General features: G+C 69.4%; 10 protein-coding genes. 5 read left to right on the top strand and 5 right to left on the bottom strand.

Annotated elements, in window-relative coordinates; translation table 11 throughout:
• The first annotated feature begins 265 nt into the window (after positions 1 to 265).
• The 3 genes from ABZT87_RS24650 to ABZT87_RS24640 all read left to right on the top strand — a co-directional run bounded on the left by ABZT87_RS24650 (position 266) and on the right by ABZT87_RS24640 (position 6,027).
• Positions 266 to 1,582 carry a ricin-type beta-trefoil lectin domain protein gene (locus ABZT87_RS24650; protein ID WP_355138744.1) on the top strand — a complete coding sequence of 439 codons (1,317 nt, stop codon included), beginning with the start codon at positions 266 to 268 and terminating at the stop codon, positions 1,580 to 1,582.
• Positions 1,583 to 2,065: 483 nt separating this feature from the next.
• On the top strand, positions 2,066 to 4,531 hold the full coding sequence (locus ABZT87_RS24645; protein WP_355138402.1) for a non-reducing end alpha-L-arabinofuranosidase family hydrolase: 2,466 nt from the start codon (positions 2,066 to 2,068) through the stop codon (positions 4,529 to 4,531).
• A gap of 86 nt (positions 4,532 to 4,617) precedes the next feature.
• On the top strand, positions 4,618 to 6,027 hold the full coding sequence (locus ABZT87_RS24640) for a ricin-type beta-trefoil lectin domain protein (protein WP_355138400.1): 1,410 nt from the start codon (positions 4,618 to 4,620) through the stop codon (positions 6,025 to 6,027).
• A gap of 60 nt (positions 6,028 to 6,087) precedes the next feature.
• Here the strand turns inward: ABZT87_RS24640 and ABZT87_RS24635 are convergent, their stop codons facing one another.
• From ABZT87_RS24635 to ABZT87_RS24615, 5 genes are all read right to left on the bottom strand, one after another.
• Positions 6,088 to 7,101: a LacI family DNA-binding transcriptional regulator gene (locus ABZT87_RS24635; protein WP_355138398.1), complete on the bottom strand. Its 1,014-nt coding sequence runs from the start codon at positions 7,099 to 7,101 to the stop codon at positions 6,088 to 6,090.
• 76 nt (positions 7,102 to 7,177) lie between these two features.
• Entirely contained in the window at positions 7,178 to 8,905 is a 1,728-nt protein-coding gene (locus ABZT87_RS24630) for an IlvD/Edd family dehydratase (protein ID WP_355138396.1), read from the bottom strand.
• A 49-nt stretch (positions 8,906 to 8,954) separates the two neighbouring features.
• On the bottom strand, positions 8,955 to 9,122 hold the full coding sequence (locus ABZT87_RS24625) for a hypothetical protein (protein WP_354857696.1): 168 nt from the start codon (positions 9,120 to 9,122) through the stop codon (positions 8,955 to 8,957).
• 133 nt (positions 9,123 to 9,255) lie between these two features.
• Complete coding sequence (locus tag ABZT87_RS24620) at positions 9,256 to 10,773, bottom strand: aldehyde dehydrogenase family protein (protein ID WP_355138394.1); 1,518 nt, start codon at positions 10,771 to 10,773, stop codon at positions 9,256 to 9,258.
• Positions 10,770 to 11,978 carry a fumarylacetoacetate hydrolase family protein gene (locus ABZT87_RS24615; RefSeq protein WP_354857700.1) on the bottom strand — a complete coding sequence of 403 codons (1,209 nt, stop codon included), beginning with the start codon at positions 11,976 to 11,978 and terminating at the stop codon, positions 10,770 to 10,772. The genes ABZT87_RS24620 and ABZT87_RS24615 overlap by 4 nt, the downstream gene beginning before the upstream one ends.
• Positions 11,979 to 12,084: 106 nt before the next feature.
• On the opposite strand from ABZT87_RS24615, the gene ABZT87_RS24610 reads away from it, so the two are divergent.
• Positions 12,085 to 12,978 carry an IclR family transcriptional regulator gene (locus tag ABZT87_RS24610; RefSeq protein ID WP_355138392.1) on the top strand — a complete coding sequence of 298 codons (894 nt, stop codon included), beginning with the start codon at positions 12,085 to 12,087 and terminating at the stop codon, positions 12,976 to 12,978.
• A 646-nt stretch (positions 12,979 to 13,624) separates the two neighbouring features.
• On the top strand, positions 13,625 to 16,492 hold the full coding sequence (locus ABZT87_RS24605) for a ricin-type beta-trefoil lectin domain protein (RefSeq protein ID WP_355138390.1): 2,868 nt from the start codon (positions 13,625 to 13,627) through the stop codon (positions 16,490 to 16,492).
• The last annotated feature ends 25 nt before the right edge of the window (positions 16,493 to 16,517 follow it).

Raw genomic sequence — 16,517 nt, 5'->3', positions numbered from 1 at the left:
GGGCACCCCCGGAGCGCGGACCGACTCCGCAGGCCTGCGCCGCTGAGCAAGGACGTCATACGTCAGATGATGATGCTAGTCTATGTCCCTCGCGACTCACCCCCGGTCGCCGGCTCGACAACCAGAGACCGGACTACGGGGCAGTGCGGCTCCACTGTGGGCCCCGCCAGCAGCAACGTCAATGGATCTTCATTCACCGTAAGGAGGCTCAGCTGTGCCACTTCGCAAACTCTCCAGCCCCTGGACAGGGGCGGCCATGGCGGTCATGGTTCTCGTCGCCGTCGGGGCGTACGTCATCATGGCTGGCGGATCGGCGACCGCCGCCACCACCGCCGGCTGCGGCAGGGCGCCCGGACTGAGCAGCGGCACCCACACCATCCAGAGCAGCGGAAAGAGCCGCAGCTTCATCCTTCGGCTGCCCGACAGCTACAACAACACCTATGCCCACCGGCTGGCCTTCGGGTTCCACTGGCTGGGAGGCACCGCCGATCAGGTCGCGTCGGGCGGCACCGACGGAGCCGCGTGGGCCTACTACGGCATGCTCTCCCAGTCGAACAACACCACGATCTTCGTTGCCCCGCAGGGCATCGGTAACGGCTGGGGTAATTCCAACGGCGAGGATGTGACCTTCACCGACGACATGGTCCGCGTCATCGAGAACGCTCTCTGTGTCGACACGACACAACTCTTCTCGGTGGGGTTCAGCTACGGCGGCGCGATGAGCTACTCGTTGGCGTGTTCCCGGCCGACCGTGTTCCGTGCGGTAGCGGCGATCGCGGCCCCCGGGGCGATCAGCGGCTGCAGCGGCGGCACCCAGCCAGTGGCCTACCTGGGGATTCACGGCATCAACGACAACATCCCGAACGGACGGGCGCTCCGCGACAGGTTCGTCCGGAACAACGGTTGCGCCGCGCAGAACCCGCCCGAGCCGGCACCGGGTAGCCGGACCCACATCACCACCGCCTACTCGTGTCAGGCCGGATATCCGGTGGTCTGGGCCGCGTTCGACGGCGGCCACCAGCAAGGTCCGGTGGACGGGTGTGCCGGCTGCGAGAGCGGCGCGCGGAGCTGGGTCAAGCAGGAGGTGTGGAGGTTCTTCACCCAGTTCGGTTCGACTGTGCCGCCCACCACTCCCCCGCCCACCACCGCCCCGCCCACCACTGCCCCGCCATCGAGCCCGCCGCCCGGCCAGCAGAACGTGCTGATCGTGGGTGGCCAGTCCGGCCGTTGCATCGACATCCCCAACTCCAGCACCGCCAACGGGACCCGCGCGCAGCTGTGGGACTGTCACGGTCGCACCAACCAGCGCTGGACCCACACCGCCAGCCGCACCCTGACCGTCTACGGCAACAAGTGCCTGGACGCCAGCGGGGCGGGAAGCAGCAACGGCACCGCGGTCATCATCTGGGACTGCAACGGCCAACCCAACCAGCAGTGGAACCTGAACTCCAACGGCACCATCACCGGAGTCCAGTCGGGGCTCTGCCTCGACGCCGTCAGCTCCGGTACGGCCAATGGGACGCAACTTCACCTCTGGGCCTGCCACGGCGGTGCCAACCAGCAGTGGAGCACGCGCACCTAGTACCGCATCACGCACCGTTCAGCCTGCCGAAGACGCGCCGCTCGGGTCCTGCCCCGAGCGGCGCGTGGCTTTGTGTGACCTCAACGGTCCACCTTCTGATCCGTAACAGGTCCGAAACTACCGGTTGAAAAACCTGGAACTTTCTGCCAGCCTGAGAGCCATCGATCACTGTGAACGTTAACATGATCCACTCAGCTGGAGGCGCCGCACGCGACCGTCAGACCTACCCATCGCCAGGCCGCCAGGTCCGCCACCGGGAGAGCCCCGCACCCCGCCACCACCTCCCGGCGGGCGGCCGGGACCACTCATCCCAACCCTTCACCCGCTGGTCAGGCGGCCCCAGCCGAAGCGCCTGCGGAGCGAACGCCGGAGCTGAGTCCCGGCCCGCCCGGGCGGACTCGGCACCATGGCCCACCGCTGCCGAGCGGGGCCTCCCCTCGAACGGCGACCGAGATCTCCCCACCCCACCATCGAAGGATCAGCATGATTTCCCGGAACCGTCCCACCGGGCGTACTCGACTCCGAACACTCACAATTTCCGGAACAGCTGCGATAGTTGCGGCTCTGGTCGTCTCGCTGCTGCCCAATCTCGCCCAGGCCGCCGAGACGACCCTCGGCGCCGCCGCCGCCCAGTCCGGCCGGTACTTCGGTGCCGCCGTCGCGGCGAACAAGCTCAGCGACAGCGCCTACACGACGATCCTGAACCGCGAGTTCAACGCTGTCACTCCCGAGAACGAAATGAAGATCGACGCGACCGAGCCGCAGCAGAACAACTTCACCTTCAGCAACGCGGACCGGATCGTGAACCACGCCCTCTCCCGGGGCTGGAAGGTCCGCGGCCACACCTTGGCCTGGTACTCGCAGCAGCCGGGCTGGATGCAGAGCATGGAGGGCACCGCGCTGCGCAACGCGATGCTCAACCACATCAACCGGGTGGCCGGTAACTACCGGGGAAAGATCTACTCCTGGGACGTGGTGAACGAGGCGTTCGAGGACGGCAACAGCGGCGCCCGTCGTAACTCGAACCTCCAGCGCACCGGCAACGACTGGATCGAGGCGGCGTTCCGCGCCGCCGACTCGGCGGACCCGGACGCGAAGCTCTGCTACAACGACTACAACACCGACAACTGGACCTGGGCCAAGACGCAGGCCGTGTACAACATGGTGCGCGACTTCAAGTCCCGTGGAGTGCCGATCGACTGCGTCGGGTTCCAGTCGCACTTCAACGCCAACTCGCCGTACAACAGCAACTACCGCACGACGCTGTCCAGCTTCGCCGCCCTCGGGGTGGACGTGCAGATCACCGAGCTGGACATCGAGGGTTCCGGTACCACGCAGGCCAACACCTACCGCAGCGTGGTCAACGACTGCCTTGCCGTGGCTCGCTGCAACGGGCTCACCGTGTGGGGGGTGCGGGACTGTGACTCGTGGCGCTCCAGCGGCACGCCGCTGCTCTTCGACTGCAGCGGCAACAAGAAGGCCGCCTACACGGCCGCCCTGGAGGCGCTGAACAGCGCCGGCCCCGGGACCACTCCCACGCCCACCACGCCGGGTCCGACTCCCACTGTCACGCCTACCGCCCCACCCGGCTCCGCCAGCGAGATCGTCGGCACGCAGTCCGGCCGGTGCATCGACGTACCCAACGCCTCGACCACCAACGGCACCCGCGTGCAGCTCTACGACTGCAACAAGCAGAGCAACCAGGCGTGGACCTACACCTCGGGCAAACAACTACAGGTGTACGGCACCATGTGCCTCGACGCGGCAGGCACCGGTAACGGCGCGGCGGTCCAGATCTACAGCTGCAACAACCAGACCAACCAGCAGTGGAACGTCAACTCCAACGGCACCATCAGCAGCGTCCAGTCCGGACGATGCCTGGACGTCTGGAGCACCGCCAACGGCGCCCAGATCCAGCTCTACGACTGCCACGGACAGACCAACCAGCAGTTCCGACTCGCCTCCCTCGGTGGTTCCACCCCGACCCCGACGCCGACCGGGACCGGGACGCCGACCCCGACGCCGACCCCGACCGGCGGTACGTGTGATCTTCCGTCGTCGTACCGGTGGTCGTCGACGGGCGCGCTGGCACAGCCGAGGTCGGGCTGGGTGTCGCTGAAGGACTTCACCCACGCGCCGTACAACGGGCAGCAGTTGGTCTACGCGACGACGCACGACACCGGTACGACGTGGGGCTCGATGAACTTCGGCCTCTTCTCGAACTGGAACCAGATGGGGTCGGCGTCGCAGAACCAGATGCCGTTCGCCGCGGTGGCGCCGTCGTTGTTCTACTTCGCGCCGCGCAACCTGTGGGTGCTGGCCTATCAGTGGGGTGGACCGGCCTTCTCGTACCGGACGTCGACCGATCCGACCAATGTGAACAGTTGGTCGGCGGCGCAGACGCTGTTCACCGGAAGCATCTCCAACTCCGGGACCGGCCCGATCGACCAGGCGCTCATCGGTGACGACCAGAACATGTACCTGTTCTTCGCCGGGGACAACGGCCGGATCTACCGGGCCAGCATGCCCATCGGGAACTTCCCGGGCAGCTTCGGCTCGAACTACACGACGATCATGACCGACTCGACGAACAACCTCTTCGAGGCCGTGCAGGTCTACAAGCTCCAGGGCCTGAACAAGTACCTCATGATCGTCGAAGCGATCGGCGCGAACGGACGCTACTTCCGCTCGTTCACCGCCAGCAGCCTGGGTGGCACGTGGACGCCGCAGGCCACGTCCGAGAGCAACCCGTTCGCGGGCAAGGCCAACAGCGGTGCCACCTGGACCAACGACATCAGCCACGGTGAGTTGCTGCGGACCAACGCCGATCAGACCATGACCGTCGACGCCTGCAACCTGCAACTGCTCTACCAGGGCCGTTCCCCCAGCTCCGGCGGCGACTACGGGCTCCTGCCGTACCGGCCGGGTCTGCTGACGCTGCAACGCTGACGATCGGACAGCGTCGGGGCGGGCAGGTTCGGCACACGACCGGGCCCGCCCGCCCCGCACTCATCCACCACCAGGAGGTACCGACAGTGCGAGGACCCGCAGACCACCCCCCGCCCTCGGGCGACACCCATGCCGACCGAGTGTCCTTCCGTTCTCGCGGACGGCTGCTCAAGCTCGCCGCGGCCGGGATCGCCGCCGCGGTCGGTTTGTTCACCATGACTGTGGCGACCGGGTCGGCGTCGGCCGCCGACAACCCGTACCAGCGGGGCCCGGACCCCACGGCGGCCAGCGTCACCGCCGTGAACGGCCCCTTCGCCAACACCTCGGTCAGCGTCCCGACCGGGTACGGCTTCAACGGCGGCCGGATCTACTACCCGACCGACACGAGCCAGGGCACCTTCGGGGCCATCGCGATCTCGCCGGGTTACACCGCGTTGTTCTCCGCCGAGCTGGCCTGGATGGGACCGTGGCTGGCCTCCCACGGCTTCGTCGTGATCGGCATCGAGACCAACAGCCGCAACGACTTCGACACGGCCCGCGGCACCCAGTTGCTCGCCGCGCTGGACTACCTGACGCAGCAGAGCCCGGTACGCGACCGGGTCGACCCCAACCGGTTGGCGGTCGCCGGTCACTCCATGGGCGGCGGTGGCGCGCTGAGCGCGGCCAGCCGGCGCCCGTCGTTGAAGGCCGTGGTCGGCATCGCGCCCTACTCGCCGTCGTCGAACCTGGCCAACGACCGGGTGCCCACCATGATCTTCGCTGGGCAGGCGGACACGGTGGTCACCCCGTCCTACGCCACCGGCCTCTACAACAGCCGTCCGACCACGACGGAGAGCGTCTACGTGGAGGTCGCCGGCGCGGACCACGGGTTCATGGTCGGACGGTCGAACCCGGTGATGGTCCGGACCATGCTGCCGTTCGTCAAGATGTTCCTCGACAACGACGCCCGGTACAGCCAGTTCCTCTGCCCGCTGCTGGACTCCAGCGGCGTGGTCACCTACCGCAGCACCTGCCCGCTGCTGCCCACGACGCCGACCAGCCCGACGCCGACCACCACTGGAACGAGCACCCCGACACCGACGCCCACCGTCACGCCCACCCTCCCACCCGGCTCGGCCAGCCAGATCGTCGGCACGCAGTCGGGTCGTTGCATAGACGTACCGAACGCCTCCCGCACCAACGGCACGCGGGTGCAGCTCTACGACTGCAACAGGCAGACCAACCAGGCGTGGACCTACACCTCAGGCAAACAACTACAGGTGTACGGCACCATGTGCCTGGACGCGGCGGGCACCGGTAACGGCGCGGCGGTCCAGATCTACAGCTGCCACAGCCAGACCAACCAGCAGTGGACCGTCAACTCCAACGGCACCATCAGCAGCGTCCAGTCCGGACGATGCCTGGACGTCTGGAGCACCGCCAACGGCGCCCAGATCCAGCTCTACGACTGCCACGGACAGACCAACCAGCAGTTCCGGCTCGTCGCCCTGGCGTAACCCGCACCGGGCGGGCTCGGCGTCACGCCGGGCCCGCCCCGGCCATGCGGCGTCCGTGGCTCACGTACCGGTCAGCGGCGCCGTGCTCTGACGCACCACGAGCTGGGGGACGACCAACGGCAGTGGCTGCGGCGCCGTGTCGTCGATGGCCTGGGTGACGGCCGTGATGGCCCGTTGACCGACCGCGCCGAAGTCCTGCTGGATCGTGGTCAACGGCGGAATCAGGTACGCCGCCTCGGGGACGTCGTCGAATCCGACGACGGAGATGTCCTGTGGCACTCGCCGTCCACGCTCGTGCAGTGCGCGCAGCACACCGATGGCCATCTGGTCGTTGGCGGCGAAGACCGCGGTGGTCCCGGGCATCTCGCAGATCCGCAGCCCGGCGACGTAGCCGCTGTGGGCCATCCAGTCACCCTGGACCGGCTCGGGCGGGCGTAGGCCCGCCGCACTCATCGCCGCCCGCCAGCCGTCGCGGCGGGCGCGGGCCTCCGCCCAGTTGAGCGGACCGGACACATGCACGATCTCCTGGTGCCCGAGGCCGAGCAATTGGTCGGTCGCCATCCGGGCGCCGAGCACCTGGTCGACACCGACGGTGACGCTGGCCCGGGACAGATCGCCCTCCACCACCACGAAGGGCACGCCGGATCGGGTCATCCGCACCACTTCGAGAGCCTCGTCGTTGCCGGCGATCATCACGACGCCCTCCACGCCGACGCGCATGAGGTGTTCGGTGGCGTCGCTGAGCGCCCGTACCGTCACCTCCGAAAGGCTCACCGAGGTGGCGAAGTAGCCGGCGGCCCGGGCGGCATCCTCGACGCTGCGGTGGATGCTCGTCGGACCGAACAGCGTCCTGGCCGTGCCGATGATGCCGATCATCCCGGAGCGTCCGCGGACCAGCGCTCGGGCGGCGGTGTTGGGGCGGTAGTCGAGCCGTCGGATGGCCTCGAGAACCCGCTCCCGCGTCTCGCGCCTGATGGCGGGCGCCCCGTTGATGACCCGGGACACCGTCTGGTGCGACACGCCCGCCAGGCGGGCGACGTCCGCCATCACCGGTGGCCGATGGGCGGCGGTCACCGCTTTTTCCGCGTGAACTCGCACTGGCGGGCCGTCCGTTCTTCCATCAGTCGCTTCCTCGTACGTTCCGGGGCCGTCAGTGTGAGTGACGGGGCACTGCGCTGCCACTGCCACCGACGAGGAAGTCGAGGTCCGCGCCGCTGTCGGCCTGGAGAACATGCTCGCTGTACAGCCGCGTCCAACCTCGGTCGGCCACCGGTTGTGGTGGTTCCCAGGCGGAACGGCGCTCGGCGAGTTCCGCGTCGTCGACCAGGAGGTCCAGGCGGCGCGTGGTGACGTCGACGCGGACCAGGTCGCCGGTGCGCACCAGCGCGAGAGGTCCGCCCACGGACGCCTCCGGCGCCACGTGCAGGACGCACGTGCCGTAGCCGGTGCCGCTCATGCGGGCGTCCGAGATCCGCACCATGTCCGTGATGCCGTCGGCGAGCAACCGGCGGGGCATGGGCACGTTGCCCACCTCCGGGAAGCCGGGGTAGCCGCGTGGTCCGGCATTGCGGACGACGATCACCGTGTCGGCTGTGACATCGAGGTCCGGGTCGTCGGCGGCGACGACGTACTCCTCGATCCGGTCGAAGACGAGCGCCGGGCCGGTGTGCGTGAGGAGGTGGGGGGAGGCGGCGGAGACCTTCAGCACCGCCCCGGACGGCGCGAGCGACCCGCGCAGCACGACGGTGCCCGAGCCTGCGGGCTGGAACGGCTCCTCCAGGGTGGCGATGACGTCCCGGTTCCAGCACTGGGCGCCGTCGACGTTCTCCGCCACGCTCCTGCCGCTGACGGTGATGTGGTCCGTGTGCAGCAGCGGGGCGAGCTCCTTCATCACCACCGGAAGACCGCCCGCGTAGGCGAAGTCCTCCATCAGGTACGCCCCGGACGGCATGAGGTTGACGAGCAGGGGCACGTCGGCGGTGAGGGTGTCGAAGTCCTCCAACGACAGGGGCACGCCGAGGCGTCCGGCGATCGCGAGCAGGTGCACGACGGCGTTCGTGGAGCCACCGATCGCGGCGTTGACCCGGATCGCGTTCTCGAACGCCTCCCGGGTGAGCACCGAGGACAGCCGCTGGTCCTCGCCGACCATGGCGACGATCCGGCGCCCGGCGGCCTGCGCGAGCGCGTACCGCCGGGAGTCGACCGCCGGCACGGCGGCGGCCCCCGGCAGTTGTACGCCCAGCGCCTCGGTCACGCACGCCATGGTGGAGGCGGTGCCCATGGTCATACAGTGGCCCCGGCTGCGGGACATGCCGACCTCCGCCTCGGCGCAGTCGGCCGCGGTCATCCGGCCGGCCCGCATCTCCTCGGTGAAGCGCCAGACGACGGTGCCCGAGCCGATGTCCTGGCCGCGGAACTTGCCGTTGAGCATCGGGCCGCCGGTCATCATCAGCGTCGGCAGGTCGACGCTCGCCGCCCCCATCAGCAGGCCGGGAGTGGTCTTGTCGCAGCCGGAGAGCAGGACCACCCCGTCGAGCGGGTTGGCGCGGACCGACTCCTCCAACTCCATCGCCAGCAGGTTGCGGTAGAGCATGGTGGTGGGTCGCATGAGCGGCTCGCCCAGGCTCATCGCCGGGAACTCCAGCGGCAGACCGCCGCTCTCCCACACGCCCCGCTTCACCGATTCGGCCAGGTCGCGCAGGTGAGCGTTGCAGGGCGTCAGCTCCGACCAGGTGGTGGCGATGCCGATCACCGGGCGGCCGTCGAAGACGTCGTCCGCGAAACCCTGGTTGCGCATCCAGGACCGATGGATGAACCCGTTACGGCCTTCCGCGCCGAACCACTGCCCGCTGCGCAGCGATCGATTCGTCGTCGACATCAGCACACCTTTCTGTTCATCCGCCCGGATAGCTGGTGGGAAGGGCGGCTTACCGGAGGCCGCCGACGGACAGTCCGCCGCGCCAGTGTCGTTGCAGACTGAAGATCCCCTGCCAGAGGCCGAGGCCGACGGTCACCGGGAAGAGCCGGTTGTCCGAGAGCATGGCCAGGGGCAGGAAGTAGGTGTTCCAGGACGCCACGGCCGACCGGAGCAGCACAGTGACCACCGCGGGGCGCATCAGGGGAACAGCGATCTAAATGAACGTCCGCACCTCCCCCGCGCCGTCAAGGAATTCGCGTGCCGGCCGCGGGTGACCCACAAAGGCACCCGAAGGAGACCGGCAGACGCCGTTAATCGGCCGCTGACACCAACCTCCCGCCGACTCGCCGAGGAATGGCGGTGTACTCGTCGCGCAACTCCTCGGGAAGGACCCAGGCCGGGGCGTCCTGCCACGCCAGCGGGCGCAGGAAGCGTCGGATCGAGGTGGCGCCCACAGACGTGTGCACGGCGTTCGTCGACGGCCAGGGTCCACCGTGGTGCTGGGCCCACGACACCCGGACGCCGGTGGGATAGCCGTCGAAGACGATGCGACCCGCGCGGGCGGCGAGCACGTCGACCAGCCGGCGTACGACGTCGGCGTCGTCACCCGAGCCACGATGGACCGAGCCGGTCAGCGACGGGGGAACGGCGTCCAGCGCGGCGTCGAGGTCGGCAGCGTCGTGATACCGGACCACGACCATGAGCGGACCGAAGCACTCGTCGGCGATCTCGGCGGTCAGCCCCGGCAGATCCACCTCCAGGAGCCTCGGCGCGGCGGTGAAGCCCGCGCCGGGGTCGACCTGGGCCCGTGCCGAGACCCGAGCACCGGCCCGCTCGAACTCCGTGGCCCGACTCTCGTACGCGTCCCGGATGCGCTCGTTGAGCAGGACCGTGCCGCCCGAGTTGGCGACCTTCTCCCGCAGGACGTCGACCAGCTGGTCACCACCCCGGTCCGCCGGGATGAACGCCAGGCCGGGCTTGGTGCACAGTTGACCGCCCGAGGCGGTGAAGGAGGCGAACAGACCCTCGGCGATCTGGTCACCCCGGTCGGCGGCCGCGGCGGGCAGGACGACGATCGGGTTCACGCTGCTCAGTTCGGCGTACAGGGGAATGGGGTCGGGTCGTTCGTCGATGGCCGCCTGGATGGCGCGGGCGGCGTTGACCGAGCCGGTCAGGGCGGCCGCGCGGATCGCGGGGTGACGCACCAGCGAGCGGCCCGCCTGCTCCCCGTACACGGTCGCGATGACACCCTCGGGCCCGCCCAGCTCGCGGACGGCCGAGGAGATCGCGGCGGCGGAGGCGTGCGACGTCAACGGGTGCGACGGGTGGGCCTTCAGGACCGCGGGGCAGCCGGCGGCCAGCGCGGCGGCCGTGTCACCGCCGGCGACCGAGAAGGCGAACGGGAAGTTGCTGGCGCCGAAGACGGCGACCGGCCCGAGGGGTACGAGCATCCGCCGCACGTCCGGGCCGCGTCCGAGCGGTGTGTCGGCGGCGTGGTCGATGGCCGCCTCGACGTACGCCCCGTCGCGCAGCACATCGCCGAACATCCGGAACTGGACCGCGGCCCGGGTGAGTTCCCCGTCGAGGCGCGCGTGGCTCAGCCCGGTCTCCGCCTCGGCGGCCGCGACCAGATCCACCCGGTGGGACTGGAGGGATGCGGCGATCGCGTCCAGCAGCTCGGCCCGGCCACGCCTCCCGAGGTCGGCCAACCAGCGCGTCGCCGGGGACGTCTGACCGACGATCGTCTCCAGCCGAGACTCGTCGGTCTCGGTGAGATCCGTCGCGCGACGCTTGCCGTCGCGCGGATCGACCGTGATGACCACGTTCACAGCAGTCCTCTCCTTACCAGATTGCCCATGAGATCGCGGACGCCGAAGTGCCAGGGTTCGCACTCCTGGGCGTGCCGCACCCGGTTGACCAGGGTGCCGAGTGCCGGACAGCTGATCCGTACCACGTCGTCGACCTTGTGGGTGAAGCCCTCACCGGGGCGGTCCCGGTCCTGGATGGGCGCGAACATGGTGCCGAGCATCAGGGCGGCCCCATCGGGATAGTGGTGGTGCGGGCCGATCAACTGCCGCACCAACTCCTCCGGGGCGCGCGACATCCGGGTCATCTCCGAGACCGCCTCCAGCAGGAAGCCGTCCCCACCGTGGACCTCCAGGCGCACCTCGAGTTCGCGTACCCGCTCCATCCCGAACCGGTCGTCGAAGAGCCGGATCAGGGGGCCGAGCGCGCAGGAGGCGTTGTTGTCCTTCGCCAGGGGAAGCAGGAGCGCCGAGCGGCCCTCGATGTCGCGCAGGTTCACGTCGTTGCCGAGGGTGGCGCCGACGATCCGGCCGCTGGACTGGACGATGAGGGTGATCTCGGGTTCCGGGTTGTTCCAGGTCGACGCGGCGAGCACGCCGACCGGAACGCCGGTGCCGACGGCGGAGAGGATCTGCCCCTTGGTGAAGATCTCGGCGTCCGGGCCGATCCCCACCTCCAGGTACTGGCTCCACATGCCCTCGGCGACCAGCAGGCTCTTGAGCCGGTCCGCCTCGGCCGAGCCCGCCTCCAGGTTGTGCAGGTCGACACCGATGTCGGCGAACATCCGTTGCCGGATGTCCGCCGCGAGCGCCAGGTCTCCCCGTGCCCGCTCCTCGATGACGCGTTCGATCATCGAGATGGGGAAGGTCACGCCCGCGGCCTTGAGCGCCTGGAGGTCCACCGGGGCGAGCAGCCAGGGCCGGCCAGGGTCCCGGGTCGCGGCCGCCGTGTTAGCCAGGATCTCCCCGAAGTCGCCCACCCGCGCCCCGTCGAGCCCGGCCACGGTCGCGGCGGGGTCGGGCAGCTCGCAGATGTCCCGTACGGTCGGGAACCGGTGGCTGAGGTCGATGACCTCGCCGTTGCGGACGGCCACGGGCGTGGGGCCGTCGACGGACGGGTCCCAGATCCGGCCGATCAGAACAGCGTCCGCATCGTCCGGCAACGCCTCGGCGGCGGACCCGACCCAGTCCGCGCCGGCGGCGCCTGCGCGGGGCCGTGGGACCGTCATGATCCGCTCTCCGCGATCCCGCCGGCGTGCGCGCGCTGCTTACCCATCGCTACTCCAGTGGTACGAGTTGGCATCGAGGGAATTAAATTGCAACGATCGTAGCGACATGTGCAACGGTGTCAAGAGGCGGTTGCGCATGACGCCAACTTCATTGCGTATTGTGCAATGGCAGCGACGGTGTCGTACCGTCGCCCCGAGGGGAGACAGAGCCTTGGCGCAATCGATTCGCCGCGCGATCGACCTCATCCGTCGGTCGGCCGAGCACCCGCTGTCCCTTACCGAGGCTGCGGACGTGCTCGGCGTCCACAAGTCCACGGCCCTGCGGATCCTGCAGACACTGGAATCGGCGCGCTTCGTCCGCCGGACCGGGGCGGGCACCTACGTGCTCGGCAGTGGACTCATCGAGTTGTCCGAACTCGCGCTTGGCTCGATGGACCTGCGCCAGCCCGCCGCCGCGCACCTCCGGGCGCTGCAACGCGAGACCGGCCACACCGTGCACCTGGCACAGCTGACCGGCGACGAGATCATCTACATCGACAAGGTGGACAGTCCGGCGTTCGACGCCGTCAAGCTGCCCTCGCGGATCGGGCGTGCGGTGTCCATCTATGCGAGCGCGGTGGGAAAGACGATCCTGGCCTACCTACCTCGGGAGGAACGCGACCGTCTCCTCTCCCACGTCGTCTTCGAGAGATTCACCGCGACCACATTCACCGACCACGACGCCCTCGAAGCTGAACTCGCCCGCATCCACGAACGCGGCTGGGCCGTGGACAACGGCGAGCACGACGCCTACGTGATGTGCGTGGCCGCGCCGATCAGGGATTCGCGCGGTCAGGTCATCGCCGCCGCCTCGATCACGGCGATCGAGGTGATCGCAAGCCTCGACCAACTGAAGAGCAACGTTCCGCTCCTCCTGGAGACCGCCAACCAGATCTCGTACGAACTCGGCTACCCGCAGCCCTCCGCGAACCCGGACGGTGACGGCCGGTCCACGACCTGACCGGGCGGGCACGCACCGAGCCGCCGGTGAGCCGGCGGGCGAGGATGCCCAGCCGGCGTCAACCACGATGACCGCGCTTCCCGGACCCATCGACGGGGTTTCAATCCCCCCTCCGCGGGATTGACCCTCGAAGATGGCCGATGTTAACTGCAAGTCAACGATGCAGGTCGATGTTCATCTCGCCGGAACCCGGCGCGTGACAACGATCCGCGCCATCTCACATCGCCCCCGTTTCGGCGGACGTGGGCAGACCGGGGCTCTCCCCGGGGTGTGAGACATCCGCACGACGATCCAGAGGAGATCGTGTCGATGACGATGATGACGCCGCTACGAATCGCGCTCGCTGTCCCGTTCGCCGCTGGTGTCGTCGCCGTCGAACCGGCCGGACCAGCCACCACGGCAACCACGGACGCCGCTTTCGGCACCAGCACCGGGACGTGAACCGGCACGCGACCGGCCCCCGGGAACGTTCGACCTGACCGCCTTCTGACGGCGAGCTGGCCGGTCCGCGACGGGCCCGCCGGCCGGCGTCGCCCCATCGAGCCCGGCGTCGGCGGCCCGGCTTTGTCCATCCGCCCTGGCGTACGCGCACCCACCGGTGCGCGTGTGCCCGACCGTCCAGCCCACCCCGACCCCGGAGTACGCCATGCTCACACCACGTCCGCGCCTCACCGCGGCCGTTGTCCTGGCCATTCTCGCCAGCCTCCTGCCGATCCTGGTGGCGGTCACCGTCGCCGCACCGCCAGCGGCCGCGGCGCCACCCGCGACCACCCAGTTCGAGAAGGTCAAGCTCGACGGTGGGCTCTCCATGGGAGAGCCGATCGAACTGTCCGTCCTGCCCGACGCCAAGGTGCTCTACATCAACCGGGGCACCAGTTCCGGCGGCGGGCAGGTACGTCTCTACAACCCGGCCACCCGCACCACGACTGTGGCGCTGACCCTGCAACTGGACGCCCGATTCGAGGACGGCCTGATCGGCATCACCGCGCACCCGAGGTTCGCCACGAACCGCTGGGTGTACCTGTTCTACTCGCCGGCCACGACGCCGCTGGTCAACCGCATCTCGCGGTTCACCTTCAACCCGAGCACCCTGGTGCTCGACCCGGCGAGCGAGACCCGGCTGATCGAGTGGCCGACCGAGCGCCGGCTCTGCTGCCACTCGGCGGGCTCGATGACGTGGGACAGCAACGAGAACCTCTACTTCGCCGTCGGCGACAACACCAACTCCGGTGGAGACTCGGCGGGCATGGCGCCGATCGACGAGCGGACGAGCCGCGACGCCCAGTACGACGCGCAGCGGACCTCGGGCAACACCAACGACCTCCGCGGCAAGATCAACCGCATCCACCCGGAGGACAACGGCACGTACACCGTTCCGACGGGCAACCTCTTCGCCGCGGGCACCAGCGGCACCCGTGCGGAGATCTACGTGATGGGGGTGCGCAACCCGTACCGCCTGTGGGTGGACCGCAAGAGCAGCAACACGCTCTACTGGGGCGAGGTCGGGCCGGACGCCGGAGCGACGATCGCCAACCGCGGGCCGGCGGCGTACGACGAGTGGAACCGGGCCACGGCGCCGGGCAACCACGGATGGCCGTACTGCGGCGGCCCCAACGTCGCCTACAACGACTGGGACTTCGCCACCAACTCACCGCGCGGCTGGTTCCCGTGCGGTGGCAGCACCGGCCCGGTGAACAACTCGCCGCGCAACACCGGTCTCCAGCAGTTGCCGCCGACCCGGGGCGCGCTGGTCTGGGAGCAGCACGGCGGCAGCCGGGAGTGGCCGGCCCTGGACAGCCCGGGCGGCTGCGGCTCGCCCAACCACGCCGAGGTTTACCACTACGACCCCAACCTGGCCTCGGACGTGAAGTGGCCGCAGTACTACGACAACAAGCTGGTCATCACCGAGTACTGCCGTAACTGGATCAAGGAGGTCCAGTTCGACAACGGCAACGCGCGTACCGGCAACCCGACCGTCATCGAGCCGGTGCTGGCCGGCATGTCGTTCGTCCACCCGATCGACATGGAGTTCGGGCCGGACGGGTCTCTCTACCTGCTGGAGTACGGCAACGGCTACTTCTCCGGCGATGCCGCCGCCGGCCTCTACAAAATCAACTACGTCGCCGGTGGCCGGTCTCCGACCGCTGTCGCGTCGGCCACCCCGGACAACGGCCTGAGCCCGCTGACGGTCAGCTTCTCCAGCGCCGGCAGCACCGACCCGGACGGCGACCCGCTGACCTACGCGTGGGACTTCGACAGCAACGGCACCGTCGACTCCACCGCCGCGAACCCGACCTACACGTACGCCAGCAACGGCGACAAGCGCGCCCGGCTCACGGTCTCCGACGGCACCGGCCGGTCCGGCACCACCCAGGTGACCGTCGTCGTGGGCAACACCCGGCCCACCGTCGCCCTCAACGGCATTCCCAACGGCGGACTGTTCTCCTGGGACGAGAACCTGACCGCCACCGCCACCGCCGCCGACGCCCAGGACGGCACGATCCCCTGCGCGAACGTGACGATCCGGGCGGCACTCGGCCACCAGGAGCACGCGCACGAGGAGGGCCAGGGCACCGGCTGCGGCTTCACCGTCAACACCGGACCGGTGCACGCCGGGCCGGACTCGGTGCTCTTCTTCCTGCTGCGGGCCGGCTACACCGACCGGGGCGCGGCCGGCACCGTGCCGCTCACCGCCGAGAAGGACGTCACCCTCTGGCCCAAGCAGTGGCAGGCCGAGCACTACGTCTCGTTGCACGGGCCCCAGGTCATCAACGCCGGAGGCGCCGAGGGCGGCCGGCGGCTCGGTGACATCCAGAACGGCGAGTACGTCCGGCACCACGCGGTGAGCCTCAAGGGCATCACCGGCATCCGGGCCCGGGTCTCCTCGGACAAGGCCGGCAACGTCGCCTCCTTCCGGTACGACTCGCCGACCGGTCCCGAGATCGCCCGGGTCACCGTGCCCAACACCGGCGGCTGGGACAACTACACCGAGATCAGCGCGCCGGTCACCAGGCCCGACGACAACACCCACGACCTGTACGTCGTGTTCACCGGCGGCACTGGAGGAGCCCTGCTCGACCTGGACAGCTACACGTTCACCGGAGCCGGGGTGAGCACCCCGGCGAGCGGCCCCCGCACCGGCCCGATCCGGGGAATGGGCAAGTGCGTCGACGTCAACGCCGGCGCGACCGCCGACGGCACCAGCGTCCAGATGTGGGACTGCATCGCCGGCGCGACCAACCAGCAGTGGACGCTGCCCGGCGACGGCACCATCCGCAGCCTGGGCAAATGCCTGGACGTGAAGTCCAGCGGCACCACCAACGGCACCCCGATCCACCTGTGGACCTGCAACGGCACCGGGGCCCAGCAGTGGGTGGCCGGCACCGCGGGCAGTCTGCGCAATCCGCAGGCCAACCGGTGCCTCGACATCCCCGCCTCCACCCCCACCAACGGGCGGCAGCTGCAGATCTACGACTGCAACGGCACCTCCGCGCAGAACTGGACCCTGCCGTGACCCGTCCGCCCGCTCTCCCGCAAGG

Origin of the sequence: Micromonospora sp. NPDC005237 (genome assembly GCF_040607775.1) — a bacterium.
In the GTDB taxonomy this organism is placed as follows: domain Bacteria; phylum Actinomycetota; class Actinomycetes; order Mycobacteriales; family Micromonosporaceae; genus Micromonospora.
This window is presented reverse-complemented; position numbering and strand designations above follow the sequence as displayed.

Coding starts and splice junctions, on each gene's coding strand:
- ABZT87_RS24650 (WP_355138744.1), top strand. CDS start 266: ATGGTTCTCGTCGCCGTCGGGGCGTACGTCATCATGGCTGGCGGATCG.
- ABZT87_RS24645 (WP_355138402.1), top strand. CDS start 2,066: ATGATTTCCCGGAACCGTCCCACCGGGCGTACTCGACTCCGAACACTC.
- ABZT87_RS24630 (WP_355138396.1), bottom strand. CDS start 8,905: ATGTCGACGACGAATCGATCGCTGCGCAGCGGGCAGTGGTTCGGCGCG.
- ABZT87_RS24615 (WP_354857700.1), bottom strand. CDS start 11,978: ATGACGGTCCCACGGCCCCGCGCAGGCGCCGCCGGCGCGGACTGGGTC.
- ABZT87_RS24610 (WP_355138392.1), top strand. CDS start 12,085: ATGTGCAACGGTGTCAAGAGGCGGTTGCGCATGACGCCAACTTCATTG.
- ABZT87_RS24605 (WP_355138390.1), top strand. CDS start 13,625: ATGCTCACACCACGTCCGCGCCTCACCGCGGCCGTTGTCCTGGCCATT.